The organism is Halomonas zincidurans B6, assembly GCF_000731955.1.
Classification (GTDB): domain Bacteria; phylum Pseudomonadota; class Gammaproteobacteria; order Pseudomonadales; family Halomonadaceae; genus Modicisalibacter; species Modicisalibacter zincidurans.
Window position 1 is genome coordinate 1,060,555 of the sequence record NZ_JNCK01000001.1, and the last position, 26,614, is coordinate 1,087,168.

Below are 26,614 nucleotides of genomic sequence, written 5' to 3' on the forward strand. Positions count from 1 at the left end.
CTATTCTTGCGCGCTTGGGAGTGGGCCAGACAGTCGCCGCCGGGACTCATCGAGTCGCGGGGGAGGAAAGTCCGGGCTCCATAGGGCAGGGTGCCAGGTAACCCCTGGGCGGCGCGAGCCGACGGAAAGTGCAGCAGAGAGTAGACCGCCTAAGCAGCGCAGGCTGCCGGCAAGGGTGAAAGGGTGCGGTAAGAGCGCACCGCGCGCCTGGCAACAGTGCGTGGCACGGTAAACCCCACCCGGAGCAAGACCGAATAGGCCCCCGACGCTGTGGCCCGCAGTGGGGGCGGGTAGGTCGCTTGAGCTCAGTGGTGACGCTGAGCCTAGATGAATGGCTGTCCTCGACAGAACCCGGCTTACCGGCCGACTCCCAAGCCTAAATTCCCGTCACCCTCATCGAGTTCCGCATGTCGCAACGCGCCACGTCTTCGCCCGTCTATCAGCATGCCAGCGTTCTCCTCGACGGCGCGATCGAGCTGCTGATCGGCGATCCCCGGGCATGTTATCTCGACGGCACCTTCGGCCGCGGCGGGCATTCACGGGCGATTCTCGAGCGGCTGTCCGCCGATGGCCGATTGCTGGCCATCGACCGCGATCCTGAAGCCCTGACGGCGGCGCGCGAGATCGACGATCCGCGCTTCTCGATCCATGCCGACACCTTCAGTCGATTGGCACAAGTGGCTCGCGAACAGGGTGTCCATGGGCAACTGGCGGGCATCCTGCTGGATGTCGGGGTGTCCTCGCCGCAGCTCGACGATCCCGAGCGCGGCTTCAGCTTCCTGCGCGACGGCCCGCTGGACATGCGCATGGACCCGAGCTGCGGCGAAAGCGCCGCCAGCTGGCTTGCGCGCAGCAGCGAGAGCGAGATCGCCCGGGTCTTCAAGGCCTACGGCGAGGAGCGCTTCGCCAGGCGCCTGGCGCGGGCGGTGGTCGAACGGCGCCGCGCAGCGCCGATCGCGCGGACCGTGGAGCTGGCCGAGTTGCTCAAGGCTGCGCACCCCGCCTGGGAGAAGGGCAAGCATCCGGCGACCCGGGCCTTTCAGGCGCTGCGCATCCACCTCAACGGCGAACTCGATGAGCTCGATGCCGCCCTCGATGCCGCCCTCGACGCCCTCGCGCCCGGTGGCCATCTGGTGGTGATCAGCTTCCACTCGCTGGAGGATCGCCGTGTCAAACGCTTCATTCGCGATCAGGCGCGCGGCGACACGCACTTGCCGCGGGGCATGCCGATTCGTGACGATCAACTCAAGCGTCGGCTCGAACCGTTGGGCAAGGCCCGCCGCCCCGGCAGCCTTGAAATCGAGGAAAATCCCCGCGCGCGCAGCGCGGTGATGCGCGCCGCGCGTAAAATCGCCTGAGGAGACGCATGGTACAGGGTCGCTTGAACACGCCATCTTCCATGTGGGCGCGGATTGTCAGACCCGGTTGGCGCTATCTGATGATCGCGATACTGGTGCTGGCTGTATTGGCGAGCGCCATGGCAGTGATTGCCAGCGCTCATCTGACCCGCGTTCAATACGCACGCCTGCAGCAGCTCGAGGCCGACCAGGACAAGATGCAGACGGCCTGGGGCCGGCTGCTGCTTGAAGAAAGCACCTGGTCGGCGCCGTCGCGTATCGAGCGTCTGGCGGTCGAGCGTCTGGAAATGCGCGTCCCCGATCTTGAACAGATCGAGATCATTCGGCCATGAGTCGGCGCTCCGATAACACCCACAATCCGACCCGGGCCGAGGTCGCCCCGTTGGGTAGCGGTCGTTTCCGTTTCATGCTGGTGATGCTGGTGGTCGCCATGCTGGTGCTGGTCGGACGGATCGTCGACCTGAACGTGCTCGACCGGGTGTTTCTTCAGGGCCAGGGGGATGCGCGTACCCTGCGCGTCGAAACCATCGACGCCCATCGCGGCATGATCAGCGACCGCGACGGCGACCCGTTGGCGATATCGACCCCGGTGGTGACGCTGTGGGCCAACCCTCAGCAGCTGCCTGACGACGATATCCAGCGCATGATGCTGGCGCGTGCTCTGGCTATCGAGCTCGACGACCTCAACGCACGCATCGAGCGCTATGCCGATTACGAGTTCATGTATCTGCGGCGTCGCATGACTCCGGCCGAGGCGCAGAAGGTCATCGATCTGAACGTGCCCGGCGTCTACGTCAAGAACGAGTACAAGCGCTACTACCCATCCGGCGAGGTCACCGCGCAGCTGGTCGGCGTGACCAACGTCGACGATCGCGGCCAGGAGGGCCTCGAACTGGCCTATAACAGCTACTTGACCGGCACACCCGGCAAGCGTCGCGTGCTCAAGGATCGCAAGGGCCGTCTGGTTCGCGACCTGCACCTGATCAAGGAGGCCAAGCCGGGCGGCGAACTGACCCTGTCGATCGATCTGCGGCTGCAGTACATGGCCTACCGCGAGCTCAAGGCCGCCGTCGACGAAAACAACGCCGACGGCGGCACCCTGGTGATGATGGATGCCCGCAACGGCGAGGTTCTGGCGATGGCCAACGCGCCGTCCTACAACCCCAACAATCGCGCCGAGCTCGATGTCGAGGGGCTGCGTAACCAGGCGATCACCGATGCCTTCGAGCCGGGCTCGGTGATGAAGCCGCTGGCGATGTCGGCGGCCCTGGAAAGCGATCAGTTCTCGCCGGACACGATCGTCGATACCTCGCCCGGTTATATGCGTGTCGATGAATACACGATCAACGACTTTCGCAACTACGGCAAGCTGGACATGGGCGGCATTCTGTTGCACTCGTCGAATGTCGGCATGTCGCGGGTCGCGCTGCAATTGCCTGAAGACGCGATCTGGAAGCGTTACTACGAGCTGGGGCTGGGACAGGCGCGGGGGACCGGCTTTCCGGGCGAGGCCACCGGCAGCCTGCCGGCCCCCTACAACTGGTCCGACAGCAAGCGCGCGACGCTGGCCTATGGCTATGGCGTGGCGGTTTCCGCATTGCAGTTGGCGAGCGCCTATACGGCGATCGCCAATCAGGGCAGGCAGCTGTCGCCATCGCTGCTCAAGCTCGAGGGCGAGGATCCGCAAGGCAAGCCGGTGATCGAGCCGCAGATCGCCAACAATCTGCTGGGGATGCTGGAAAAGATCGTCCAGCCCGGCGCCGGTGGCGCGCGGGCCATGGTCCCCGGTTACCGAATCGCCGGCAAGACCGGCACCGTGCGCAAGGTGGCGAGTACCGGCTATCAGCAGACCGCCTATCGTTCGTTGTTCGCGGGTATCGCTCCGGTTTCCGATCCGCGTATCGTCACGGTGGTGATGATCGACAACGCCAAGGGCCAGGAATACTACGGCGGCCTGGTCGCCGCACCGGTATTCAGCCGCGTGGTGGGCAAGGCGCTGCGCCTGCTCGATGTCCTGCCCGACAAGAAGGAGGCCCTCAAGTGATCGTCACCACGCAGGCGCGACTCGCCCGGACGTTGAGCGCGCTATGGCCCGGCGCCGAGGCCTTGCCCAGGTTGGCCGACGACGATGCACCGCTGGCGTTGTGTCTGGATAGCCGGGCCATCGCCGACTGCCCGCATGCGGTCGTTTTCATCGCCGTGCCCGGGGTGAACGTCGATGGTCGACGGTTTATCGATCAGGCTCGGGCGGCCGGCGCCGCCTGGACGCTGGCCGCTGCCGAGCGGACCGAAGATGGCGGCGAGACCGAAGGCGTTACCAGGCTGCCGGCGCTCGGAGAACGCCTCGGTGAACTCGGCCGCTTGTTGTTCGAGGTGCCCGAAACGCTGACCCTGATCGGGGTGACCGGCACCAACGGCAAGAGTTCGGTCACCCATTATCTCGCTGCCTTGTCGGAAGCGTTGGGTCGTCCCGCCGGCGTGGTCGGCACGCTGGGCTGGGGGCGCCCCGCTGAGCTCGTCGACAGCGGCCAGACCACGCCCGGGGCGCTGGAGCTGCAGGCCGCGCTCGGGAGCATGGCCGAGCGCGGCGTCGAGCGGGTCGCGCTCGAGGTATCGTCGCACGCCTTGACGCAGCAACGCCTCAACGGCTGCCGTCTCGCCGCCGCAGTGTTCACCAATCTGAGCCGCGATCATCTCGATTATCATGGCAGCATGGCGGCCTATGCCGCCGCCAAGGCACGCCTCTTTCGACGTCCCGAGCTGCGGCTGGCGGTGGTCAACGGCGACGACCCATTGGCCCGGCTGATGCTGGCCGGGCTTTCGCCCGAGGTCCGCGTGCTGGCGAGCGGTACCCAGGAGGCCACCACCTTGCGGGTGCTCGACTGGCTGCCCCACGCAGCCGGCCAGCGTGCCTTGGTTGCCACGCCGGACGGCGAGCGCGCGCTCGAGCTTGCGCTGATGGGGCGCTTCAACCTTGACAATGTACTGCTGGCGATGGCCACGCTGCTGGGGCTGGGCGAGGATCTCGATGCGCTGTGCGTGGCGGCCGAGAAGCTCGTGCCGGTGCCCGGTCGCATGCAGTGCCTGAGTCGTCCCGGGGCGCCGAGCGTGATCGTCGACTACGCGCATACCCCGGAGGCGCTGCGCCACGCCCTCGAGGCGCTACGCGCGCACCTGCCCGGGCGCGACGACGGCGATACCGCCCACCCCGGCCAGCTGTGGTGCCTATTCGGTTGCGGCGGCGAGCGTGACAGCGGCAAGCGCGCGCTGATGGGCGCGGTCGCCGAGGCCAACGCCGATCGTTGGGTGATCACCGACGACAACCCGCGCAGCGAGGACCCTGCACGCATTCGCGAGCAGATCCTCGCCGGGCTGAGCGAATCAGCCCGGGCATCGGCCTGGTGTGTCGATGGGCGCGAACGAGCGATCGGACGTACCATCGAGGCCGCGGGTCCCGACGACGTGATCCTGATCGCCGGCAAGGGCCACGAGGACTATCAGGAGATTAAGGGCCGGCGGCTGGCGTTCTCCGACTGCGCCTGTGCCGAAGCGGCGCTGGCCCGTCGGCAGGAGAGTGCCTGATGAGCGGATGCGGGTTGGAAACGCTCGACGCAGTCGCCGCAGCGCTGGGCTGCGAGGCGCCCGAGGCACCCGCGCGAGTGGCGGCGATCATTACCGACACTCGGCAATTGCAGCCTGGCGATCTGTTCGTTGCGCTGTGCGGCGAGCGCTTCGACGGCCATGATTATCTGGCTCAGGCGCGCGAGGCGGGAGCGATCGCGGCGGTGGTTTCGCGGCCCGTCGATGACCCGTTGGCGCAACTGCTTGTCGCCGATACGCGACTGGCGCTGGGGCTGCTGGGACAGGCCCGTCGTCGGGCCTGGGGCGGGCCGCTGGCGGCAATCACCGGCAATAGCGGCAAGACCACCGTCAAGGCGCTGCTGGCGGCGATTTTCGAACGCCGCGGCAGCACGCTGGCAACGCACGGCAACCTCAACAACGACATCGGCGCGCCGCTGACGCTGCTGCGGCTCGAGCGGAGTCATCGTCAGGCAGTGGTCGAGTTGGGCGCCAATCATCTCGGCGAGATCGCCTGGACGTCGATGCTCGCGCGGCCCCAGGTGGTGGTGATCACCAACGTCACCGGAGCGCATGTCGGCGAGTTCGGCGGCATGGGACGCATCGCCCAGGCCAAGGCCGAGATTCTCGCCGGGCTGAGTGGTGACGGCACGGCGGTGCTCAACCGCGACGATGCGTTCTTCCCGTTCTGGCGCGCGCTGGTCGCCGAGGCTCGAATCATCGATTTCGGCCTCACGGAAAGCGCGCGTGTCAACGCGCGCGACCTAGTCTGTGATTGCCGGGGGCGCTATGCTTTCACGCTGGTTTTCGCGGGTCAGGCGCTGGGGCGCGTGCAACTTCAGTTGATGGGCTTGCACAACGTGCGCAACGCGCTGGCCGCCGCCGCCGCCGCGCTGGCGCTGGGTGCGGCCGAAGCCGATGTCCTGGCGGGTTTGCAGGGTGTCGTGGCGACGCCCGGCCGGCTGATGATGAGCGAAGGCATCCGCGACTGCCGTCTGCTCGACGATACCTATAACGCCAATCCCGGCGCCGTGAAGGCGGCGCTCGACACACTGGCCACGTTGCCTGCGCCGCGCTGGTGTTTCCTGGGGGCGATTGGCGAACTCGGCGATGAATCGGCGGCGTGGCACGCCGACGTCGGCCGGTACGCACGGAGCCTGGAGATCGATTTTCTCGGCACGCTGGGCGCCGAAGCCGAGCCCGCTGCTCGCGCCTTCGGCGTCAATGGCTGCCACTTCGCCGACTGGGAGGCGCTGTTGCGCCATGCCCATGAGCACTTGCCGGTCGGCGCCAGTGTGCTGATCAAGGGCTCGCGCAGTGCCGGCATGGAACGACTCGTCGCCGATTTGCGCGCCGATACACCAAGGTGATCACACTACATGCTGCTTTTGCTTGCCAATTTTCTGGCTCAATTCCAGAGCGCTTTCACGGTATTCGACTATCTCACCCTGAGGGCCGTGCTGGGTACGTTGACCGCGCTGTTGCTGTGCCTGTGGCTGGGCCCGATGGTGATTCGCCGTCTGGTCGAGCGCCAGATCGGCCAGGCGGTGCGTGACGACGGTCCGCAATCCCACCTCTCCAAGGCCGGGACGCCGACCATGGGCGGGGCGATGATTCTGATGGCGATGGCCATCAGCACGCTGCTGTGGGGCGACCTGAGCAATCATTACGTATGGCTGGTGCTGGTCGTCACGCTCGGCTTCGGCGCCATCGGCTGGGTCGATGACTACCGCAAGGTGGTCGAGAAGAACCCGCGCGGGTTGCCGGCGCGCTGGAAATATTTCTGGCAGTCGGTGCTGGGTGTCGGCGCCGCGCTGTTTCTGTATTACACCGCCGCCAGCCCGGTCGAGACGAGCCTGATCGTGCCGCTGTTCAAGGAGGTCGTCGTTCAGCTGGGCCTTTTCTATATCGTGCTGAGCTATCTGGTCATCGTGGGGAGCTCCAACGCCGTCAATCTGACCGACGGCCTCGACGGCCTGGCGATCATGCCGACCGTGATGGTCGCCATGGGCCTGGCGGTATTCGCCTACGCCAGCGGCAACGTCGTCTTCGCCGAATACCTGCATATCCCGCTGGTGCCGGGGGCCGGCGAACTGGCAGTCTTCTGCGGCAGCATCGCCGGGGCGGGGCTGGGTTTTTTATGGTTCAACACCTACCCCGCGCAGGTCTTCATGGGCGATGTCGGCGCGCTGGCGCTGGGCGCCGCGCTGGGTATCGTGGCGGTCATCGTACGCCAGGAGATCGTGTTGTTCGTGATGGGCGGCGTGTTCGTCATGGAGACCGTGTCGGTGATCCTCCAGGTGGGCTCCTACAAGCTGACCGGGCGGCGCATCTTCCGCATGGCACCGCTACACCATCACTTCGAGCTCAAGGGCTGGCCGGAGCCGCGGGTCATCGTGCGTTTCTGGATCATCACCGTGGTGCTGGTACTGCTGGGTCTGGCCACCCTGAAAATTCGCTGAATGGGTGGCCGCCAATCGCCCACGGAAGGCACTGCTCAAAGGAGGCGAGCGCCGATGCAAGCGGTACCGCAGGGTCATACGCTGGTGGTCGGCCTGGGCGTGTCGGGGTGGGCGATCGCCCGTCACCTGACGCGCCAGGCACGGCCATTCATGGTTGCCGACACGCGCCAATCGCCGCCCGGTCTCGAGGCGTTCCGGGCGGCCTTCCCAGGGGTCGAGATTCACTGCGGCCGGCTGGATGAAATCGATGCGAGCCGGGCCGTTGAGATCGTCGTCAGCCCCGGGGTCGATCCGCGATCTCCCGGCCTGGCCCGTTACTGGCAGGCGACGCTCGAGGGCGCGCCCGGCATGCCGCGGGTGATCGGTGAGATTGCGCTGTTCGCGGGTGCCTGTCGGGCGCCGATCGCGGCGATCACCGGCGCCAATGCCAAGTCGACGGTGACCACGTTGCTCGGTGAGATGGCTCGCCAATCCGGCAAGCGTGTCGCGGTCGGCGGAAACCTGGGCATCGCCGCGCTGGATTTGCTCGCCGAGTGTCCCGATGCAGAGCTTTACGTACTCGAACTCTCGAGCTTTCAGCTCGAGACGACGCCACGGCTGGGCGCGGCGACGGCGGCGTTCCTCAACCTGTCCGAGGATCATCTCGACCGGCACGGCGACATGGCAGGCTATCGGGCCGCCAAGCTGGCAATATTCCGCGGTGCTGAGCATGCGGTGGTCAACGCCGAGGATCATTTGACCTGGCCCGATGACGTTGACCTGCCCGTGTCGCGGTTCACCACCCGGCCGCCGCAGCCTGAAGAGTGGGGAATCGCCGAGTCTGGTAGCGAGGCCGCTCGCGAGCCCTGGCTGATGCACGGCGAGGTGCCGATCATGGCGGTGCGCGAGATGCGCCTGGCCGGACGCCACAATCAGGCCAATGGCCTGGCGGCGATGGCGATGGGCGAACGCCTGGGGCTATCGCATGAGGCGATGGTGCGTGTATTGAAGCGCTTCGCGGGGTTGCCGCACCGCGGTGAGCTTGTCGCGGAGGCGCACGGCATCCGCTGGATCAACGACTCCAAGGGTACCAACGTCGGCGCCACGCTGGCGGCCATTGCCGGGCTGGGGCCGACGCTCGGCGGACGTCTCATCTGGCTGGGAGGCGGTATGGGCAAGGCAGCCGACTTCACGCCGCTGGCCGAACCACTGGCGCGTCATGCCCGCGAAGCGGTGGTGTTCGGCGCCGACGCAGCGCGCCTGGCACAGGCCTTGGCGGGCCATGTGGCAATCACGCGCTGCGACGATCTGAAGGCAGCCATGGCGCGCGCCGGCGATATCGCCGAACCCGGAGATTGCGTGCTGCTTTCGCCGGCCTGCGCGAGTCTCGATCAGTTCAGCAATTATCAGGCGCGCGGTGAGGCTTTCCGTGCAGGTGCTGCGGCCTGGCTGCAAACATTCGATCAACAGGAGGCGCCATGACCGCCCTGGCTCGACGCCTGTCGACAGCAGGCAGCTCCTTTGACGGCTGGTTGCTGTTCTCTGCGCTTGCCCTGCTGCTGCTGGGGTGGGTAATGGTGACCTCGGCGTCTATCGAGATCGCCACCAGTCAAACCGGCAATGCGCACTATTACAGCCTGCGTCACGGCATCTTCGACGTGCTGGCGCTGGGGAGCGCTATGATCACCCTGCGCATTCCCCTGCTATGGTGGCAGCACAACGGTTCTCGGTTGCTGATGCTGGGGTTCGTACTGTTGATTGCCGTGCTGGTAGTTGGCCCCGAAACCAACGGCAGCCGCCGCTGGATCTCGCTTGGCGTCGTCAACGTGCAGGTTTCAGAGCTGGTCAAGCTGTTCTTGATCGTCTATCTGGCCGGTTATCTGGAACGCTTTTTGCCCGGGGTGCGCCGGCATTGGTGGGAGTTTCTCAAGCCATTGGTGATCATGGTGCCGCTGGGCGGGCTGCTGATCCTCGAACCGGACTACGGCGCACTCGTGGTCATGACCGGTTGCGTGATGGGCATGCTGCTGTTGGCCGGGGCGCCGCTGATACGCTTTCTGCTACTGATGGTGGCGGTGATTCTGATCGGTGGTTATGTGGCGGTGGCCGAGCCCTATCGGCTAGAGCGGATCACCAGCTTCGCCAACCCCTGGGCCGACATGTATGATTCCGGCTACCAGCTGACCCAGGCGCTGATCGCCTTTGGCCGTGGTCACTGGTTGGGGCTCGGGCTGGGCAATAGCGTCCAGAAGTTGTTCTACCTGCCCGAAGCGCATACCGATTTCGTGTTTGCGGTGATTGCCGAGGAACTGGGGCTGGTCGGCGCGGTAACGGTGATCGCCCTGTTCGCGATTCTCGTCTATCGCGCTTTGCTGATCGGCCGGCGGGCCGAGCTCGCCCGATTGCCGTTCGCGGCCTACCTCAGCTACGGTATTGCCTTGGTTTTTGGCGCCCAGGCATTCATCAATATCGCCGTGAGTACCGGCATGCTGCCGACCAAGGGCCTGACGCTGCCGCTGTTGAGCTACGGCGGGTCGAGCCTGATCGTCAGTGCCGTGATGGTGGCCCTGCTGTTGCGGGTTGATATCGATACGCGCAAACGCGGCCGCAGCTCACCATCCCGCGCCAAGCCGGCGACCTAGATCAAGGAGTACTCGGCGGTGGTAGAACGAGCAGCGGTCCTGGCGGGCCAGGGTAGTCGGCTTCGCGTGCTGATCATGGCCGGCGGCACTGGCGGACATGTTATTCCGGCGCTATCGCTGGCCAAGGCGTTGGCGACTGAAGGGGCTCGGGTCGAATGGCTGGGCAGCCCGAGAGGGATCGAGAATCGTCTGGTACCGGCGGCCGGTCTGGCGCTGCATCGGATCGACGTGTCGGGGCTGCGTGGCAATGGCCTGGTCGGCTGGCTGGCGGTGCCGGTACGCCTGACGCGGGCAATCTGGCAGGCACGTCGGGTGATCGTCGCTTTCGACCCCCACTTGGTGGTGGGACTGGGAGGGTTCGCCAGCGGACCGGGAGGGCTGGCAGCATGGTTGTTGCGCCGGCCGTTGATCGTGCATGAGCAGAATGCCGTCGCGGGCCTGACCAATCAGGTGCTGGCACGCTTGGCAACGCGCGCTTACGCGGCCTTTCCCGGCGCCTTTCGCAAGTCCGGCGGACGCGAGGCGATCGTCATCGGCAACCCGGTGCGCGAGGAGATCGCGCTGCTCGGCGAGTCGCCTCGGCAGGCTCCGGAAATGCAGGGGCGACGGCTTAGATTGCTGGTCGTTGGTGGCTCCTTGGGGGCAGTGGCGCTCAATGATCGAGTGCCCCAGGCCCTTGCCCTATTGCCCGCGGCCCAGCGGCCGACGGTGCGTCATCAGGCCGGGCGCGAGCGCGTGGATGCTACCCGCGACAACTACCGTGAGGTGGGCATCGAAGCCGATATCGGCGAATTTATCGACGACATGGCCGAAGCCTATGACTGGGCCGACCTGGTGGTCTGTCGCTCCGGCGCATTGACCGTCGCCGAGCTGGCGGCGGCGGCCAAGCCGTCATTGCTGGTGCCGTTTCCGCATGCCGTCGACGATCATCAGACCGTCAACGCGGGGTATCTGGTCGAGGCCGGCGCGGCACGACTGTTGCCCCAGAAAACCTTGAGTGCCGCATCGCTTGCCGAAGCGCTGAGCGAGGTACTCGACCCCCAACGACTCGCCGGCATGGCCACGGCGGCACGCGGTCGTGCGCAGCTCGACGCTGTCGAGCGGCTGGTGGCTGGCTGTATGGAGACATGTTTTGAACGATAGCAGGCGCGATCCCACACCTGCCCGGACCCGCCGGGGCCTGGGGATGCGGCGGACCCGCAACATTCACTTCGTGGGTATTGGCGGGGCCGGCATGTGCGGCATCGCCGAGGTGCTGGCCAACGAGGGCTACCGGATCAGCGGTAGCGATATCAAGGAATCGCCGATCGTTGTGCACCTGCGCCAGTGCGGAATTCACGTGGCGATCGGCCATGCGGCGGATAATGCCCATGGCGCGGATGTCGTGGTGGTCTCGACGGCGGTCGATACGAGCAATCCGGAGATTGCCTGGGCACGCGAGCATCGCGTGCCGGTGGTGCGGCGTGCCGAGATGCTCGCCGAGCTGATGCGCTTTCGTCACGGCATCGCCATCGCCGGTACGCACGGCAAGACCACTACCACCAGCCTCACCGCAACGCTGCTCGGAGAGGGCGAGCTCGATCCCACTTTCGTGATCGGCGGCAAGCTGACCAGCGCGGGAACCAATGCCCGGCTCGGGGCGGGCGATTATCTGGTCGCCGAAGCCGACGAATCGGATGCCTCCTTCCTGCATCTGCAGCCGATGGTCGCGGTGGTGACCAATGTCGATGCCGATCACATGGAGACCTATGCCGGCGACTTCGCACGGCTCAAGGACACCTTCGTCGAGTTTCTGCACAACCTGCCGTTCTACGGTCTCGCCGTGGTGTGTCTCGACGATGCCAATGTGCAGGAGCTGCTGCCGCGGGTACAGCGTCAGTTAGTCAGTTACGGCTTTCACGAACAAGCCGACTATCGCATCAGCGACTTCGCCCAGCAGGGCGGGGAGATCCGCTTTACCGCCTGGCGCCCCGAAGGCTACGCGCCGCTCAAGGTACGTCTGGCAATGCCTGGCGAACACAACGCACTCAACGCACTGGCGGCGATTGCCGTGGCGACGGATGCCGGCGTCGATGACGCGGCGATCCAGCGCGGCCTGGCAAGCTTCGCCGGCGTCGGTCGACGCTTTCAGGTGCATGGCGACTATGCATTGGCGCACGGCCGGGGCGAGGTCATGCTGGTCGATGATTACGGTCATCATCCACGCGAAGTGGAGATGGTCGTTCGCGCGGTGCGCGCCGGCTGGCCGCAGCGTCGGCTGGTGATGGTCTACCAGCCGCATCGCTACTCGCGTACCCACGACCTTTACGAGGACTTCGTGCGCGTGCTTTCCGGCGTCGACGTGCTGTTGCTGCTCGACGTATACAGCGCAGGGGAAAAGGCGATCGCCGGGGCTGATGGACGCAGCCTGGCCGGTTCGATCCGCCAGCGCGGTGAGGTCGACCCGCTGTTCGTCGAGAGCAAGCATGAGCTTCCCAAGCTGCTGGGCAACGTACTGCGTGACGGAGATATCCTAATTACCCAGGGGGCCGGTGATGTTGGCGGGATCGCCGTCTCTCTCGCAGCCGGCCGGCTCCAGGTGGATGAGATCGCATTATGAGCAGAGATACGCAGGCCGCAGTGCGCGGTGAGCGTCGACAGGATTATGGCCGCGTCGTGGTTCTCTATGGCGGCGATTCCGCGGAACGCGATGTCTCGCTGGCCAGTGGTGGCGCGGTTCTCGCGGCTCTGCAACGCAGTGGCGTCGATGCCCAGGGCTACGACCTGGCCGCTGGCGGCCTGAGCGGTCTGGAGGCGCTGGCTGCGGATCGGGTCTTCATCGCCCTGCATGGGCGGGGCGGGGAGGATGGCACCTTGCAGGGGGCGCTGGAGCTGCTGCGCATCCCCTATACCGGTAGTGGCGTGCTGGCCTCGGCGCTGGGGATGGACAAGCAACGCACCAAGCGGCTCTGGCAGGCGCACGACTTGCCTACTCCGGCGAGTATTACTCTGGGCCCCGAGTGCGACTGGTCGACAGTGGTCAGGCGCCTGGGTTTGCCGCTTGTCGTCAAACCGATACACGAAGGCTCGACGCTCGGCATCACCATCGTTGCCAATGCCGATGACCTGGCGTCGGCCTACCGCGAAGCGGCACGTTTTGATGCCGAAGTCATGGCCGAACGCTTCATTCAGGGCGAGGAATATACCGTGTCGCTGTTGGGGGACGGCATCCTGCCGGCGATACGCGTCGAAGTGCCGAGCGGCTTTTATGACTATCAAGCCAAGTACCATTCCAGCGAGACACTTTACCATCTGCCCTGTGGCTTGGACGCCGCGACCGAGGCACGGCTTGGCGAGCTGTGTCGTGAGGCCTTTGTTGCCGTGGGCGGGCGTGGCTGGGGACGGGTGGATGTGATGCGCGACGGCGAGGGACGCTTCTGGTTGCTCGAGGTGAATACCGTGCCCGGGATGACCGATCATAGCCTCGTTCCGCAAGCCGCGGCGCATGCCGGGCTCGATTTCGAGAGTCTGGTGCTGCGCATTCTCGACACCACGCTGGAGCCCTGAGCGCATGGCGGAAAGTGGCTTTCGCGTGCGCGGGGCGATCCTGGGGCTCGTGCTGTTGCTGGTCCTGCTGGGTGCTGGCGGGCGGGCGCTGTGGTTATGGCTGGATCGGCCCATCCAGCGGGTTTCGATCCGTGGCGATCTGGAGTATGTCAGCGCGGATTATCTGCGTGAGAGGCTCTCGCCGGCGGTGCAGGGCGAGACTTGGTTGTCGGTTGATTTGGATGAGTTGCGCCGACAGGCCCGCTCCGCCGAGTGGATCGCCGAAGCGCGCGTATCCAGGCAGTGGCCCAACTCGCTGACGTTCGAACTCTTTGAACAACAGCCGGTCGCACGCTGGAACGATAGCTATTTTCTCAATCCCCAGGGCGTCGCTTTTGATCGCGACAACGTGACGGTTGCCGAGGATTTGCCGGATCTCGCTGGCCCCGATGGCAGCGGTAGCGAGGTGCTTGCCCGGTATGATCGGCTGCAGAATCGATTGCTGTCATTGGGTCTGCAGGTCACGCAGCTACGGATGGAAGATCGCGGTGCCTGGCGTTTCCAGATCGATGATGCCTTTTGGGTCATGCTGGGACGTAATCAGCGTCAGGAGCGAGTAGCCCGGTTCATTGCCGCATGGCAACGCGAGTTGAGTGGCAAGGCGTCGCGAATACGCTACATCGATCTACGTTACCCGAACGGTGTTGCCATAGCCTGGCATGGAGAGAGCGACAGCAAGATCGACGAACCTTGAGCTCAAGCGTTACCTTTAATATGGCTGTCGCCCACCAACAAAGGCGTAGGGGTATTTCTTTCGACGAAAAATACCCGTATTCTGAGCGCGTATTCAATTGAACCGGTTTTAAACGCGCTGCACTCACTATAATCTGTTCAATATCTATTTAGGCTGATAAACGGATTCTTAATTCAGTGAAGATCGAGGAGTAATCCCGACCCATGCCAGGACAATCCAACGCATCCAATATGGTGGTCGGGCTGGATATTGGAACATCGAAGGTGGTCGCCATCGTTGGGCAGCCTACCGACGATGGGGGGCTCGAGATCGCCGGGATCGGCTCGCATCCCTCACGGGGGATGAAGAAGGGCGTGGTCATCAACATCGAGTCAACGGTGCAGTCGATTCAGCGTGCCGTGGAAGAGGCCGAGCTAATGGCCGGCTGCGATATTCACTCGGTCTATGTCGGTATCGCCGGCAGCCACATTAGTTCGATGAATTCCGATGGCGTGGTGGCAATCAAGGATCGCGAAGTCACTCCGTCGGACATCGATCGAGTCATCGATTCCGCGCGGGCCCGTGCGATATCCGAAGGACAACGGATACTGCACGTGTTGCCCCAGGAATTCGCCATCGATACCCAGGAGGGTATCCGCGAGCCGCTGGGCATGTCCGGGGTACGGCTTGAGGCGCGCGTGCACTTGGTTACAGCGGCATTGAATGCAGTGCAGAACATCGAGAAGTGCGTGCGACGTTGCGGGCTCGAAGTTGATGCCATCATCCTGGAGCAGTTGGCCTCGAGCCATGCCGTGCTGACAGAAGACGAGCGTGAACTCGGCGTTTGCATGGTGGATATCGGCGGCGGCACCACGGACATCGCGGTGTTCACCGAGGGTGCCATTCGCCATACGGCGGTCATCCCTATCGCCGGCGATCAGGTGACCAACGACATTGCCATGGCGCTGCGCACACCGACCCAATACGCTGAGGACATCAAGGTCAAATACGCTTGCGCGTTGACGCAGTTGGCCTCCAGCGACGAGCTGATCAAAGTTCCCAGCGTAGGCGACCGCCCGGCCCGCGACCTGTCAAGGCAGGCATTGGCCGAAGTGGTCGAGCCGCGCTACGAGGAACTCTTTACTTTGGTACGTGAGGAACTGAGACGCAGCGGTTACGAGGATCTCGTGGCCGCTGGCGTGGTGCTGACCGGGGGCACATCACGCATGGAGGGCGTGGTCGAGCTTGCGGAGGAAATCTTCCATATGCCGGTACGCATTGCCAGCCCACAGAATGTGCGAGGCCTGGCGGATGTGGTACGCAATCCGATTTATTCCACGGGCGTGGGTTTGCTACTCTACGGTATGCGCGATGCCAAGCATGCGCAGAGCCGTGCAGTTTCCGCCCAGCCCCGTAGAGAGGAAGTCTCGCGGCGTGGTCTCAAGGACGGCATTTCGGCGCTGGAACGGGTCAAAGGCTGGTTCAAAGGAAATTTCTGACAGGGCCGCACTGCGCGGTCACAGGAGACGGGGCAAATGTTCGAACTGGTAGATAACGCACCTTCCAGCAGCGCGGTCATCAAGGTGATTGGCGTTGGTGGAGGCGGCGGCAATGCCGTCAATCACATGGTCGAAAGCAACATCGATGGCGTCGAGTTCATCTGCGCCAATACCGATGCGCAGGCGCTCAAGCGAGTCGCCGCCAAGACCGTTCTCCAGTTAGGCAGCGAGATTACCAAGGGGCTCGGGGCGGGCGCCAGCCCGGACGTCGGGCGCCAGGCCGCCATGGAAGACCGTGAGCGCATCGCCGAGCTCCTTCAGGGCGCCGACATGGTATTCATTACTGCGGGCATGGGTGGCGGTACCGGTACCGGTGGCGCACCCGTGGTCGCTCAGGTAGCCAAGGAACTGGGGATACTCACGGTCGCGGTGGTCACCCGGCCTTTCCCCTTCGAAGGGCCCAAGCGCATGCGTGTCGCCGAGGAGGGCATGCGCGAGCTTTCCGAGCATGTCGACTCGCTGATCACCATCCCCAATGAAAAGCTGCTGGCCGTGCTGGGCAAGAGTGCCAGTCTGCTGACTGCCTTCAGTGCTGCCAACGATGTCCTGTTGGGTGCCGTGCAGGGGATTGCCGAGCTGATCACCAGCCCGGGCATCATCAACGTCGACTTCGCCGATGTGCGTACCGTGATGTCCGAAATGGGTATGGCGATGATGGGCACCGGCGGCGCCGTCGGCGAGAACCGAGCCCGGGAAGCTGCCGAGAAAGCGATCCGCAGCCCGCTGCTCGAAGACATCGATCTGCATGGCGCACGCGGTATCCTGGTCAATATTACGGCCGGGCCCGATTTGTCCATCGGTGAGTTCAACGATGTCGGCGCCACTGTTCAGGAATTCGCCTCCCAGGATGCGACAATCGTGGTGGGCACCGCCATCGACATGGAAATGTCCGATGAGCTGCGGGTTACCGTGGTGGCGGCGGGGCTCGATGGCCGTCGTGAGAAGCCGGCGGGCCGCGAGGCGGCAACGCGTCCGGAGACGACCGACTACCGCAAGCTCCAGCAGCCGACGGTCATGCGTCAGCAAGCGGCCAAGGCCGATCAGGAAGAGGCCGCCAAAGCACGTCAGGAGCGCCGCAAGAGCAAGGAAATGGACGACTACCTGGACATCCCGGCCTTTCTGCGGCGCCAAGCCGATTGAATTTTGCTATCGTGACGATGGGCGTGGCCGGATGACATTTTTTGTTTAAACAGCTGTTCGATGTTATAGTGAACACTGTTTCGCAACTGTGATGAAGCCTGGCCATTGCCCATGATCAAGCAAAGAACGCTCAAGAACACCATGCGCGCCACAGGGGTGGGTCTCCACTCCGGTGAAAAGGTCTACTTGACCCTGCGCCCGGCTCCGGCCGACACGGGGATCGTATTCATTCGCAGCGATCTCGATCCTGTCGTGCACATTCCCGCACGCGCCGAAAATGTTACCGATACGACGCTATGCACGGCCTTGTCCTGCGATGGCGTCAAGGTGGCTACGGTCGAGCACCTGATGTCTGCGTTCGCGGGGCTGGGTATCGACAATGCCTTTGTCGAGCTCAGCGCGCCCGAAGTGCCGATCATGGACGGTAGCGCGGGGCCTTTCGTGTTCCTGATTCAGTCCGCGGGAATCACTGAGCTGGAGGCGCCCAAGAAGTTCATTCGCATCAAGCGTGAGATCGTGGTGCGCGACGAGGACAAGGAAGCTGTCTTTCTGCCTTACAACGGTTTCAGGGTTTCCTTTTCGATCGACTTCGACCATCCGGTCTTCGAAAACCAGAAGCAGACGGCAAGCGTCGACTTCTCGACGACGTCTTTCGTCAAGGAAGTATCGCGCGCGCGCACCTTCGGCTTCATGCGTGACCTGGAGTTCCTGCGTTCGCATAATCTCGCCCTGGGAGGCAGCCTGGACAACGCGATCGTCGTGGACGACTACCGCATCCTCAACGAGGGCGGATTGCGCTACGACGACGAATTCGTCAAGCACAAGGTACTCGACGCGATCGGCGACCTGTATCAGCTTGGTTATAGCCTGATCGGGGAATTCCGGGGCATGAAATCCGGGCATGCGCTCAACAATCAGTTGTGCCGCGCCATGCTGGCCAATCCCGAGTCATGGGAAATCGTCACTTTTGAAGGGGCTAGCCAAAAGGCACCGATCTCCTATTCGGCTCCGGCAATGGCCATGTAGGACCGATGCTTGTTCTCGGCAGGTCATCCATTGACGCCAGCTCAGCGGGGCTGGCGTTTTTCGTTGCGAAAAACTTTGTATGCGCAGTATGGCCGAGCGCAGGCAGTTTTCGGACAAAGCCTAGTCTGCACCAGTCGACGGCTCTGCATGAGCCGCCAAGCGCTCGAGCGCTCGCTTCAGGCGCGGATTGTCGGTGTCGCGGGCGCAGCTCGAGAGTTCGTCGGCCGCCTGGCTCGACAAGGCGCGTGGTTGGCTGATCGGCACCCTGGGTGGCACGATTGGACGCACCTTGAAAGTCAGTCCGGTAACGGCTTCGAGTTCGGGCAATTGGCGTAATAGCTCGAGCAGACGTGCCTGCTCGTAGCGAAGCCAGGTCAACCAGACGGCGCGATCGGTGATCAGCGTGAGCTTGCCTTGACGATAGCCGCCGACGAAAAGATGGCCGCGCACTTCTTCGGGCAGGTGGCTGCGTAAGTGTTCTTGCGCGCGACCAATCACATTGGCTACACGCATCAGGCCGTTGAGTTCCGAGCCGCGACGGCCGTTACCGTCGAGTAGCGTTGTGGTGGGCTGGGCGCGAAAACGCTTAGCCTTTATACTCATTGGCTTGCACCGTTGCTTAGCGGTGCACTCAATCTAGCATGCCCCGGAGCCCTTCAACAGCATGACCGACGTGACGTTCGATTCTCAGGCCGAGACCAGTGGCAGCCGGCAGCGCTCAAGGCGCCTGTCGCGTTGGTGGCTGGCCGGTTTGCTGGTCGGTTGTCTGTTGCCCTCGTCACTCGTGCATGCGGAAGCGGTGCGTATTGCCGAGCAATTGACCCAGATTTGTCTGATGGCTCCGGCTGCCATCCGCGCCGAATCGCGCCGCGTGGCCCGCCATCGGGCGCAACGCGGCATGCCGCGACGCCGACATGTCAGAGCGTGCCTGCAAGCCCTGTGTACTCAGTGCGCAGGGCAGCCCTGTGCCGGGCTCGATGTCCTGAATCGACGCGGTCCGCCCGCACGAATGATCTAGTCTGGCCGATGGGCCAGCAAGTCGGTTGCCGAGGCATCGGACGGTGCTTCGTAACAATGATTACTTCGTGATTCAGGATATCCAATGTTAAACACCCTGGTGCGCAAGATGGTCGGCTCGAAAAACGACCGTGAAGTGAAACGCATGGGCAAGCTTACCGGCGAGATCGGCGCTTTCGAGCAGAGCCTCGCGGCGTTGGCCGATGACGAGTTACGGCAACGTACGGAGCAATTGCGAGAGCGCCTCGGAGGCGGCGAAAGCCTCGACAAGTTATTGCCCGAAGCCTTTGCGTGTGTACGCGAGGCCAGCAAGCGGGTCATGGGCATGCGCCACTTCGACGTCCAGTTGATCGGCGGGATCACCCTGCATCGGGGGCGCATCGCCGAGATGAAGACCGGCGAGGGCAAGACGCTGGTGGCCACTTTAGCGGTCTATCTCAATGCCTTGCCGAGCCGAGGCGTGCATGTGGTCACCGTCAATGATTATCTCGCACGGCGCGATGCCGAATGGATGCGTCCGCTCTACGAATCGCTGGGCCTGACGGTTGGCGTGATCTATTCGGGACAGAGCTCCGAAGACAAGCGCGCGGCTTACGCCTGCGATATTACCTACGGAACCAACAACGAGTTCGGCTTCGATTACCTGCGCGACAACATGGCTTTCGCGCTGGGCGACAAGGTTCAGCGCGAGTTGCATTACGCGATCGTCGACGAGGTCGATTCGATACTTATCGATGAGGCAAGAACGCCGCTGATCATCTCGGGACCCGTCGAGGAGAACACCGATCTCTACAAGGTCGTGGATCGGCTGGCCACCGAACTCAAGCAATGCGAGGATCCCGAAGACCCCGAGAGCGGTGAGTTCAGCCTCGAAGAAAAGCAAAAGCAGGTCGAACTGACCGAGGCCGGTCACCACAAGGTGGAAGAGCTGATGCGTCGCCAAGGGCTGCTGGCCGAAGAAGATTCGCTTTACTCGGCGCAGAATCTGGGGCTGCTGCAACACATGCATTCCGCACTCCGCGCACGCCACCTTTTCCATCGGGACGTCGATTATATCGTCAGCAACGACGAGGTGGTCATCGTCGATGAGCATACCGGGCGCAGTATGCCCGGGCGTCGCTGGTCGGAAGGCCTTCATCAGGCCGTAGAAGCCAAGGAAGGCGTGGCCATCCAGAAGGAAAGCCAGACGCTGGCCTCGACGACGTTCCAGAACTATTTCAGGCTCTATGAAAAGCTTTCGGGGATGACCGGCACGGCCGATACCGAAGCTTTCGAATTTCGCCAGATCTACGGGCTCGATGTCACGGTCATTCCGACCAACAAGCCCATCACGCGTATCGATTACAACGATCTGGTCTATCTCTCCGCCCAGGAGAAGTACGAGGCGATCATCGAGGACGTCAAGACCCAGCGTGAATCCGGCCGGCCGGTGCTGGTCGGTACGGCCTCGATCGAGACTTCCGAGCTGTTGGCGAACCTGATGAAGCGGGGAGACATCCCGCATAACGTGCTCAATGCCAAGCAACACCAGAGCGAAGCCGAGATCATCGCCCAGGCGGGTCGTCCCGGGGCCATCACCATTGCCACGAACATGGCGGGCCGCGGCACCGATATCGTCCTGGGGGGGAACTGGGAGGCTGAAGTCGCCAAGCTGGACAATCCCACTCAGGCGCAGATCGATGCCGCCAAGACCGAATGGCAGCAACGTCACGATGCGGTTCTGGAGGCCGGTGGGCTGCACGTCATCGGCTCCGAGCGCCATGAATCGCGGCGCATCGATAACCAGTTGCGTGGTAGGGCGGGGCGTCAGGGCGATCCCGGTTCGACGCGTTTCTTCCTGTCGCTGGAAGACAACCTGATGCGCCTGTTCGGCTCCGAGCGGGTACAGCGCCTGATGCAGGCACTGGGGCTCGAACATGGCGAGGCGATCGAGCACAAGATGGTTTCAAACGCTGTCGAGCGGGCTCAGAAGAAGGTCGAGGGACGTAACTTCGATATTCGCAAGCAACTGCTCGAATACGACGATGTGGCCAACGACCAGCGCCGGGTGATCTACGAGCAGCGCGATGCCATTCTCGGCGCCGATGAAGTGGCCGAGAACGTGGCAGGCATTCGCGACGAGGTCCTGGACGAAGCGATTACCGCCTACGTGCCGCCACAGAGTCTGCCCGAACAATGGGATCTGGAAGGATTGCAGCATCATCTCAAGAGCGAATTCAACCTCGACGTGCCGCTACTCGAGTGGGCCGAGGAAGACGAACATTTCCACGAGGAACAGCTGCGCGAGCGTCTACAAAACCAGCACCGCGAGATCTATGCGGCCAAGGTCGAGGCGGTCGGGCCCGAGTTGATGCGGCGATTCGAGAAGCAGGTCATGCTGCAGGTGCTGGATACCCGCTGGAAGGAACACCTGCAATCGATGGACCATTTGCGGCGCGGCATCCATTTGCGTGGCTATGCCCAGAAGAATCCCAAGCAGGAATACAAGCGCGAGGCCTTCGAGCTTTTCCAGAGCCTGCTGACCAATATCAAGCATGACGTCACGCGTATCCTGAGCCATGTGCAGGTCCGTCGCCAGGAAGAGGTCGATGAATTGGAGCGACAGCGTCGCGAAACGCTCGAGCGCGAGAAGGCCTCCGCGACGCAGCAGCACGAAACGGCAGAGGACGAAGCCGAGCCGGGTGGCGGCGCGCAGGCTGAGGCCGCAGTCTCTCAGACGGTACGGCGCGAAGGGCCCAAAGTCGGACGTAACGATCCGTGCCCCTGCGGTTCCGGCAAGAAGTACAAGCAGTGTCATGGCAAGTTGGATTAACCGCGAGCGTGTTTAACGGCGGCCGCACGGCCGCCGTAGCCCGCACCACATCGGTTCAGGAGGCTAGCGGATGGCGGTAGGCGAAGCAATCTTCCCGCAGATGCCGGCTATTGCCGGGATCCGGCTCGGTACGGCACAGGCGGGGATCAAGAAGGCGGGGCGCCGCGACGTCCTGATAATCGAAGTGCCGGAACAGGCGCGAGTCGCCGGTGTCTTCACGCGCAACGCATTCTGCGCTGCACCGGTGCATGTCGCCAAACGCCATTTGCAGCATGGCGCGAGCCGCTATCTGTTGGTCAATACCGGCAATGCCAATGCCGGCACCGGCATGCAGGGCATGCAGGACGCCCAGGCCTGTTGCGATGCCTTGGCGGCGCTCACCCATGTGGCCAGCCAGAGTGTCCTGCCGTTCTCCACCGGTGTGATTGGCGAACGGCTACCTGTCGAGCGCCTCTGCAACAGCCTTTCCGAAGCCTTGACGAACCTGGGCGATTCGGCTGTCGCCTGGGAGCTTGCCGGCCAGGCCATCCTGACCACCGATACGCGCCCCAAGGGGGCTACTGCGACGTGTAACGTCAATGGTCAGATGGTGACCATCAACGGCATCGCCAAGGGCTCCGGGATGATCAAGCCGAACATGGCCACCATGCTGGCCTTTGTGGCTACCGATGCCGAAATCGAGACGGCGTTGCTCGAGAGATTGCTGCGAGATAGCGTGGATCGCAGCTTCAACTGCATTACCGTCGACAGCGATACGTCAACCAACGATGCCTGCATGTTGATCGCTACTGGCGAGGGGCCTCGCATCGCTGGCGAGGAGTCCATCGCTGTCTTTCGCGACGCGCTGGATAGGCTCACGCGGGAGCTTGCCCAAGCAATCATCCGTGACGGCGAGGGAGCGACCAAGTTCGTCACGCTGGACGTGCAAGGCGCAAGGTCCCGCGACGAGGCCTTGAATGTGGCTTTTACCGTGGCGCATTCGCCCCTGGTCAAGACCGCCCTATACGCTTCGGATGCCAACTGGGGACGTATTCTGGCGGCAGTCGGTCGTGCACCGGTCGAAGACTTCGACGTCGAGCGCGTGACCATAGACCTGGGCGAAGTGCGACTGGTGGAAGCGGGAGAGCGGGTTCCCGGCTACACCGAAAAAGCGGGAAGCGCGGTAATGACGCGCGACGAGATCGACATTCGTATTCACCTGGGACGCGGCGAGGCTTCGGCGACAGTATGGACGTCCGATTTGTCGCATGACTACGTTTCGATCAACGCCGATTATCGCAGCTAGTCGCGATCGAAGCTTCAGAATGAGCGAGTTCTCTCATGAACTCGCGCCAGTAACGTGACAAGGGTAATAAGGCAACATGATCAAGCGACGGGTGCACGTGGCGGCTGCCGCCATCTTCAGTGATGACGGCCAGGAAGTACTGCTTGCCAGGCGGCCCTCTACGGTCGATCAAGGTGGGTTGTGGGAATTTCCCGGTGGCAAGCTGGCTCCTTACGAGACAGGCTTCGTGGCCCTGCAACGTGAACTGTACGAGGAATTGGGCCTCACGATCGATCGAGCGCAGCCCTTGATCCGTGTCCATCATGAATATCCGGACAAGCACATTCTGCTCGATGTCTGGCAGGTAGGTGACTTCAGTGGCGAACCCTATGGACGGGAGGGGCAAGCCGTGCGCTGGGTGAAGCTCGACGAGCTGTTCAACTATCCATTCCCGGCGGCCAACTTGCCTATTCTGCGGGCCGTGATGCTGCCTACCGAATATTTGATCAGCGCCGAAGAGGCTGACGATGGGGTCTTTTTGAACAAGCTGGAGCGGGCGCTGCAGGAAGACGGCCTTCGCCTCGTCCAACTGCGGGCCAAGACCCTGGATCACGAAGACTACGTGCAGCGTGCCGAGCAGGCACTTGCCCTGTGTCGCAGGTTCAGTGCTCGCCTGCTGCTCAATGGCGAGCCCGAATTGCTCAAGCTTGTCGACGCCGATGGCATTCACTTGACCAGCGATCGCCTGATGACCCTCGATCGCCGGCCCATCGTGCAGGGTAAGTGGCTTTCTGCGTCAACTCACAATGCCCAGCAACTCGATCATGCTGCGCATATCGGTTGTGACTTCGTCACGCTTTCGCCCTTGCGCACGACCCCGACGCACCCCGACGCAACACCGCTTGGCTGGCATGACTTCCAGCAGCTGGTGGAGCCGGCCGGCATGCCGGTTTTTGCGCTTGGCGGCATGACTCGCCACGATGCCAACCATGCAAGGGCGGTGGGCGCTCAAGGTATCGCATCAATACGTGACTTCTGGCAGTAGTGAGGGGGCAGTGAGATAAGCGCGGCAAGTGCTTTGAATGTGGTCTTTCGTGCCGATGCAGGTCAGAAGGACTAAACTAAAAATTCTGGTCAGCCCCCTTGCGTTCGCCGCCATCGATCCGTAAAGTACGCATCCGCTGTCGACGACGCACAGCGCTGCCGCGGCGAACGGCGCGCTTGACAGCGCGGCCCGACTCGGTAGAATACGCCTTCCTCGCAGGGCGCTGACGAGCCACCCGGTGGCGCGCCAGCACAGCGAGACGCTCTTTAACAATCGATCAGGTAATTCATGTGGGCGCTTGTCCGATACGCGGTGACAAGTCACCAAGTATCAAGGCAAGCGACTCGTCAGAGATCTTCGGATCTTGTTGAGAACGTTTGACCCTTGAGCCAAGTTTGGTCCGCTCAACGGACCGTATGATTTTAAACTGAAGAGTTTGATCATGGCTCAGATTGAACGCTGGCGGCAGGCTTAACACATGCAAGTCGAGCGGTAACGGGTCCAGCTTGCTGGATGCCGACGAGCGGCGGACGGGTGAGTAATGCATAGGAATCTGCCCAGTCGTGGGGGATAACCTGGGGAAACCCAGGCTAATACCGCATACGTCCTACGGGAGAAAGCGGGGGCTTCGTGTTCTTTCGGAATGGGGGACCTCGCGCGATTGGATGAGCCTATGTCGGATTAGCTGGTTGGTGAGGTAACGGCTCACCAAGGCGACGATCCGTAGCTGGTCTGAGAGGATGATCAGCCACACCGGGACTGAGACACGGCCCGGACTCCTACGGGAGGCAGCAGTGGGGAATATTGGACAATGGGCGCAAGCCTGATCCAGCCATGCCGCGTGTGTGAAGAAGGCTTTCGGGTTGTAAAGCACTTTCAGTGGGGAAGAAGGCCTGGCGGTCAATACCCGCCAGGGACGACATCACCCACAGAAGAAGCACCGGCTAACTCCGTGCCAGCAGCCGCGGTAATACGGAGGGTGCGAGCGTTAATCGGAATTACTGGGCGTAAAGCGCGCGTAGGCGGCCAAGTAAGCCGGTTGTGAAAGCCCCGGGCTCAACCTGGGAATGGCATCCGGAACTGGTTGGCTAGAGTGCAGGAGAGGAAGGTAGAATTCCCGGTGTAGCGGTGAAATGCGTAGAGATCGGGAGGAATACCAGTGGCGAAGGCGGCCTTCTGGACTGACACTGACGCTGAGGTGCGAAAGCATGGGTAGCAAACAGGATTAGATACCCTGGTAGTCCATGCCGTAAACGATGTCGACTAGCCGTTGGGTCCCTTGAGGACTTGGTGGCGCAGTTAACGCGATAAGTCGACCGCCTGGGGAGTACGGCCGCAAGGTTAAAACTCAAATGAATTGACGGGGGCCCGCACAAGCGGTGGAGCATGTGGTTTAATTCGATGCAACGCGAAGAACCTTACCTACCCTTGACATCCTGCGAACCCACCGGAGACGGCGGGGTGCCTTTCGGGAGCGCAGAGACAGGTGCTGCATGGCTGTCGTCAGCTCGTGTTGTGAAATGTTGGGTTAAGTCCCGTAACGAGCGCAACCCTTGTCCTTATTTGCCAGCGAGTAACGTCGGGAACTCTAAGGAGACTGCCGGTGACAAACCGGAGGAAGGTGGGGACGACGTCAAGTCATCATGGCCCTTACGGGTAGGGCTACACACGTGCTACAATGGCCGGTACAAAGGGTTGCCATCCCGCGAGGGGGCGCCAATCTCATAAAGCCGGTCTCAGTCCGGATCGGAGTCTGCAACTCGACTCCGTGAAGTCGGAATCGCTAGTAATCGTGAATCAGAATGTCACGGTGAATACGTTCCCGGGCCTTGTACACACCGCCCGTCACACCATGGGAGTGGACTGCACCAGAAGTGGTTAGCTTAACCTTCGGGAGAGCGATCACCACGGTGTGGTTCATGACTGGGGTGAAGTCGTAACAAGGTAGCCGTAGGGGAACCTGCGGCTGGATCACCTCCTTAATCGACGCGTCATCGCGTTCGGTCAGCGCTCACAATGAATTACCTGATCGGCCAGAGCAACGACTGTTTGGGTTGAGACCCAGCGTGACCATTGGGTCTGTAGCTCAGTTGGTTAGAGCGCACCCCTGATAAGGGTGAGGTCGCGGGGGTTGTTCGAGTCTGCCCAGACCCACCAGCAAAGCTGTAAGCTTGAAGCTATAAGCTGTAAGAAAATCCCTGAAGTCTTGGGTGGGTTTCTTAAAGCTTACGGCTTACCGCTTAAAGCTAGTGTTCAGGGGCCTTAGCTCAGCTGGGAGAGCGCCTGCCTTGCACGCAGGAGGTCACCGGTTCGATCCCGGTAGGCTCCACCAGCACAAGCTATAAGCTATAAGCTATAAGCTATAAGCTGTCAGCAACAGCCAGTCAAACAGTCTCCCGTTAGCGCTAAGCTATAGGCTTTGACGACACCCTGCGGTGTTGACTCAGAGCTTACCGCTTAGGGCTTATGGCTC

20 protein-coding genes, 2 tRNA genes, 1 rRNA gene and 1 other RNA gene are annotated in these 26,614 nt (G+C 62.8%); 23 read left to right on the plus strand and 1 reads right to left on the minus strand.

The annotated features are described in order from the left end of the window. The first annotated feature begins 17 nt into the window (after window positions 1-17). The 16 genes from rnpB (at window position 18) to lpxC (ending at window position 18,003) form a co-directional block, all read left to right on the plus strand. Window positions 18-375, plus strand: an RNA gene (gene rnpB, locus HALZIN_RS17220) — RNase P RNA component class A. A 32-nt stretch (window positions 376-407) separates the two neighbouring features. Then, complete coding sequence (rsmH, locus tag HALZIN_RS0105030) at window positions 408-1,358, plus strand: 16S rRNA (cytosine(1402)-N(4))-methyltransferase RsmH (RefSeq protein WP_031383152.1); 951 nt, start codon at window positions 408-410, stop codon at window positions 1,356-1,358. Window positions 1,359-1,438: 80 nt separating this feature from the next. Beyond that, complete coding sequence (gene ftsL, locus HALZIN_RS0105035; RefSeq protein WP_231663835.1) at window positions 1,439-1,690, plus strand: cell division protein FtsL; 252 nt, start codon at window positions 1,439-1,441, stop codon at window positions 1,688-1,690. Further along, entirely contained in the window at window positions 1,687-3,402 is a 1,716-nt protein-coding gene (locus HALZIN_RS0105040; protein ID WP_031383154.1) for a peptidoglycan D,D-transpeptidase FtsI family protein, read from the plus strand. Before ftsL ends, HALZIN_RS0105040 begins: the two co-directional genes overlap by 4 nt. Next, a complete protein-coding gene (locus tag HALZIN_RS0105045) occupies window positions 3,402-4,940 on the plus strand; it encodes a UDP-N-acetylmuramoyl-L-alanyl-D-glutamate--2,6-diaminopimelate ligase (protein WP_031383155.1) in 1,539 nt (512 codons plus the stop codon). The genes HALZIN_RS0105040 and HALZIN_RS0105045 overlap by 1 nt, the downstream gene beginning before the upstream one ends. Beyond that, window positions 4,940-6,307, plus strand: a complete 1,368-nt coding sequence (locus tag HALZIN_RS0105050) for a UDP-N-acetylmuramoyl-tripeptide--D-alanyl-D-alanine ligase (RefSeq protein ID WP_031383156.1) — start codon at window positions 4,940-4,942, stop codon at window positions 6,305-6,307. The genes HALZIN_RS0105045 and HALZIN_RS0105050 overlap by 1 nt, the downstream gene beginning before the upstream one ends. A gap of 9 nt (window positions 6,308-6,316) precedes the next feature. Beyond that, a complete protein-coding gene (mraY, locus tag HALZIN_RS0105055; RefSeq protein ID WP_031383157.1) occupies window positions 6,317-7,399 on the plus strand; it encodes a phospho-N-acetylmuramoyl-pentapeptide-transferase in 1,083 nt (360 codons plus the stop codon). Between the two features lie 54 nt (window positions 7,400-7,453). Beyond that, window positions 7,454-8,860: a UDP-N-acetylmuramoyl-L-alanine--D-glutamate ligase gene (gene murD / locus HALZIN_RS0105060; RefSeq protein ID WP_031383158.1), complete on the plus strand. Its 1,407-nt coding sequence runs from the start codon at window positions 7,454-7,456 to the stop codon at window positions 8,858-8,860. Next, window positions 8,857-10,020 carry a putative lipid II flippase FtsW gene (gene ftsW, locus HALZIN_RS0105065; RefSeq protein ID WP_031383159.1) on the plus strand — a complete coding sequence of 388 codons (1,164 nt, stop codon included), beginning with the start codon at window positions 8,857-8,859 and terminating at the stop codon, window positions 10,018-10,020. Before murD ends, ftsW begins: the two co-directional genes overlap by 4 nt. A gap of 75 nt (window positions 10,021-10,095) precedes the next feature. Then, window positions 10,096-11,163: an undecaprenyldiphospho-muramoylpentapeptide beta-N-acetylglucosaminyltransferase gene (gene murG / locus HALZIN_RS0105070; protein ID WP_031383160.1), complete on the plus strand. Its 1,068-nt coding sequence runs from the start codon at window positions 10,096-10,098 to the stop codon at window positions 11,161-11,163. Between the two features lie 43 nt (window positions 11,164-11,206). Beyond that, window positions 11,207-12,619 carry a UDP-N-acetylmuramate--L-alanine ligase gene (murC, locus tag HALZIN_RS0105075; protein WP_084173362.1) on the plus strand — a complete coding sequence of 471 codons (1,413 nt, stop codon included), beginning with the start codon at window positions 11,207-11,209 and terminating at the stop codon, window positions 12,617-12,619. Further along, on the plus strand, window positions 12,616-13,566 hold the full coding sequence (locus tag HALZIN_RS0105080) for a D-alanine--D-alanine ligase (RefSeq protein WP_051907386.1): 951 nt from the start codon (window positions 12,616-12,618) through the stop codon (window positions 13,564-13,566). The genes murC and HALZIN_RS0105080 overlap by 4 nt, the downstream gene beginning before the upstream one ends. Window positions 13,567-13,570: 4 nt before the next feature. After that, window positions 13,571-14,299, plus strand: coding sequence for a cell division protein FtsQ/DivIB (locus HALZIN_RS0105085; RefSeq protein ID WP_031383163.1), 729 nt, complete (start codon window positions 13,571-13,573; stop codon window positions 14,297-14,299). A gap of 203 nt (window positions 14,300-14,502) precedes the next feature. Beyond that, a complete protein-coding gene (gene ftsA / locus HALZIN_RS0105090) occupies window positions 14,503-15,777 on the plus strand; it encodes a cell division protein FtsA (protein ID WP_031383164.1) in 1,275 nt (424 codons plus the stop codon). Between the two features lie 36 nt (window positions 15,778-15,813). Beyond that, window positions 15,814-16,977 (plus strand): cell division protein FtsZ, encoded by a 1,164-nt coding sequence (gene ftsZ / locus HALZIN_RS0105095; protein ID WP_031383165.1) that lies wholly within the window; start codon window positions 15,814-15,816, stop codon window positions 16,975-16,977. 111 nt (window positions 16,978-17,088) lie between these two features. After that, entirely contained in the window at window positions 17,089-18,003 is a 915-nt protein-coding gene (gene lpxC, locus HALZIN_RS0105100; protein WP_031383166.1) for a UDP-3-O-acyl-N-acetylglucosamine deacetylase, read from the plus strand. 120 nt (window positions 18,004-18,123) lie between these two features. On the opposite strand, the gene HALZIN_RS0105105 is transcribed toward lpxC, so the two are convergent. Continuing rightward, a complete protein-coding gene (locus tag HALZIN_RS0105105; RefSeq protein WP_031383167.1) occupies window positions 18,124-18,606 on the minus strand; it encodes a DUF721 domain-containing protein in 483 nt (160 codons plus the stop codon). A gap of 61 nt (window positions 18,607-18,667) precedes the next feature. Here HALZIN_RS0105105 and HALZIN_RS17380 point away from each other — a divergent pair, with 61 nt between their 5' ends. The 7 genes from HALZIN_RS17380 (at window position 18,668) to HALZIN_RS0105135 (ending at window position 26,473) form a co-directional block, all read left to right on the plus strand. After that, a complete protein-coding gene (locus tag HALZIN_RS17380; RefSeq protein WP_084173364.1) occupies window positions 18,668-19,021 on the plus strand; it encodes a hypothetical protein in 354 nt (117 codons plus the stop codon). 84 nt (window positions 19,022-19,105) lie between these two features. After that, window positions 19,106-21,832 (plus strand): preprotein translocase subunit SecA, encoded by a 2,727-nt coding sequence (gene secA, locus HALZIN_RS0105110; RefSeq protein ID WP_031383168.1) that lies wholly within the window; start codon window positions 19,106-19,108, stop codon window positions 21,830-21,832. A 70-nt stretch (window positions 21,833-21,902) separates the two neighbouring features. Next, window positions 21,903-23,117 carry a bifunctional glutamate N-acetyltransferase/amino-acid acetyltransferase ArgJ gene (gene argJ / locus HALZIN_RS0105115; RefSeq protein ID WP_031383169.1) on the plus strand — a complete coding sequence of 405 codons (1,215 nt, stop codon included), beginning with the start codon at window positions 21,903-21,905 and terminating at the stop codon, window positions 23,115-23,117. Between the two features lie 76 nt (window positions 23,118-23,193). Beyond that, a complete protein-coding gene (locus HALZIN_RS0105120; RefSeq protein WP_031383170.1) occupies window positions 23,194-24,141 on the plus strand; it encodes a Nudix family hydrolase in 948 nt (315 codons plus the stop codon). A gap of 424 nt (window positions 24,142-24,565) precedes the next feature. Continuing rightward, window positions 24,566-26,123: ribosomal RNA gene (locus HALZIN_RS0105125) — 16S ribosomal RNA — on the plus strand. A 93-nt stretch (window positions 26,124-26,216) separates the two neighbouring features. Beyond that, a tRNA-Ile gene (locus tag HALZIN_RS0105130) sits at window positions 26,217-26,298 on the plus strand. A gap of 99 nt (window positions 26,299-26,397) precedes the next feature. Next, a tRNA-Ala gene (locus tag HALZIN_RS0105135) sits at window positions 26,398-26,473 on the plus strand. Window positions 26,474-26,614: the final 141 nt, after the last annotated feature.

Bases quoted from the DNA above. Each gene is read 5' to 3' on its own strand.
- rsmH (WP_031383152.1), top strand. From the start codon at position 408: ATGTCGCAACGCGCCACGTCTTCGCCCGTCTATCAGCATGCCAGCGTT.
- ftsL (WP_231663835.1), top strand. From the start codon at position 1,439: ATGATCGCGATACTGGTGCTGGCTGTATTGGCGAGCGCCATGGCAGTG.
- HALZIN_RS0105040 (WP_031383154.1), top strand. From the start codon at position 1,687: ATGAGTCGGCGCTCCGATAACACCCACAATCCGACCCGGGCCGAGGTC.
- HALZIN_RS0105050 (WP_031383156.1), top strand. From the start codon at position 4,940: ATGAGCGGATGCGGGTTGGAAACGCTCGACGCAGTCGCCGCAGCGCTG.
- mraY (WP_031383157.1), top strand. From the start codon at position 6,317: ATGCTGCTTTTGCTTGCCAATTTTCTGGCTCAATTCCAGAGCGCTTTC.
- murD (WP_031383158.1), top strand. From the start codon at position 7,454: ATGCAAGCGGTACCGCAGGGTCATACGCTGGTGGTCGGCCTGGGCGTG.
- ftsW (WP_031383159.1), top strand. From the start codon at position 8,857: ATGACCGCCCTGGCTCGACGCCTGTCGACAGCAGGCAGCTCCTTTGAC.
- murG (WP_031383160.1), top strand. From the start codon at position 10,096: ATGGCCGGCGGCACTGGCGGACATGTTATTCCGGCGCTATCGCTGGCC.
- murC (WP_084173362.1), top strand. From the start codon at position 11,207: ATGCGGCGGACCCGCAACATTCACTTCGTGGGTATTGGCGGGGCCGGC.
- HALZIN_RS0105080 (WP_051907386.1), top strand. From the start codon at position 12,616: ATGAGCAGAGATACGCAGGCCGCAGTGCGCGGTGAGCGTCGACAGGAT.
- HALZIN_RS0105085 (WP_031383163.1), top strand. From the start codon at position 13,571: ATGGCGGAAAGTGGCTTTCGCGTGCGCGGGGCGATCCTGGGGCTCGTG.
- ftsA (WP_031383164.1), top strand. From the start codon at position 14,503: ATGCCAGGACAATCCAACGCATCCAATATGGTGGTCGGGCTGGATATT.
- ftsZ (WP_031383165.1), top strand. From the start codon at position 15,814: ATGTTCGAACTGGTAGATAACGCACCTTCCAGCAGCGCGGTCATCAAG.
- lpxC (WP_031383166.1), top strand. From the start codon at position 17,089: ATGATCAAGCAAAGAACGCTCAAGAACACCATGCGCGCCACAGGGGTG.
- HALZIN_RS0105105 (WP_031383167.1), bottom strand. From the start codon at position 18,606: ATGAGTATAAAGGCTAAGCGTTTTCGCGCCCAGCCCACCACAACGCTA.
- HALZIN_RS17380 (WP_084173364.1), top strand. From the start codon at position 18,668: ATGACCGACGTGACGTTCGATTCTCAGGCCGAGACCAGTGGCAGCCGG.
- secA (WP_031383168.1), top strand. From the start codon at position 19,106: ATGTTAAACACCCTGGTGCGCAAGATGGTCGGCTCGAAAAACGACCGT.
- argJ (WP_031383169.1), top strand. From the start codon at position 21,903: ATGGCGGTAGGCGAAGCAATCTTCCCGCAGATGCCGGCTATTGCCGGG.
- HALZIN_RS0105120 (WP_031383170.1), top strand. From the start codon at position 23,194: ATGATCAAGCGACGGGTGCACGTGGCGGCTGCCGCCATCTTCAGTGAT.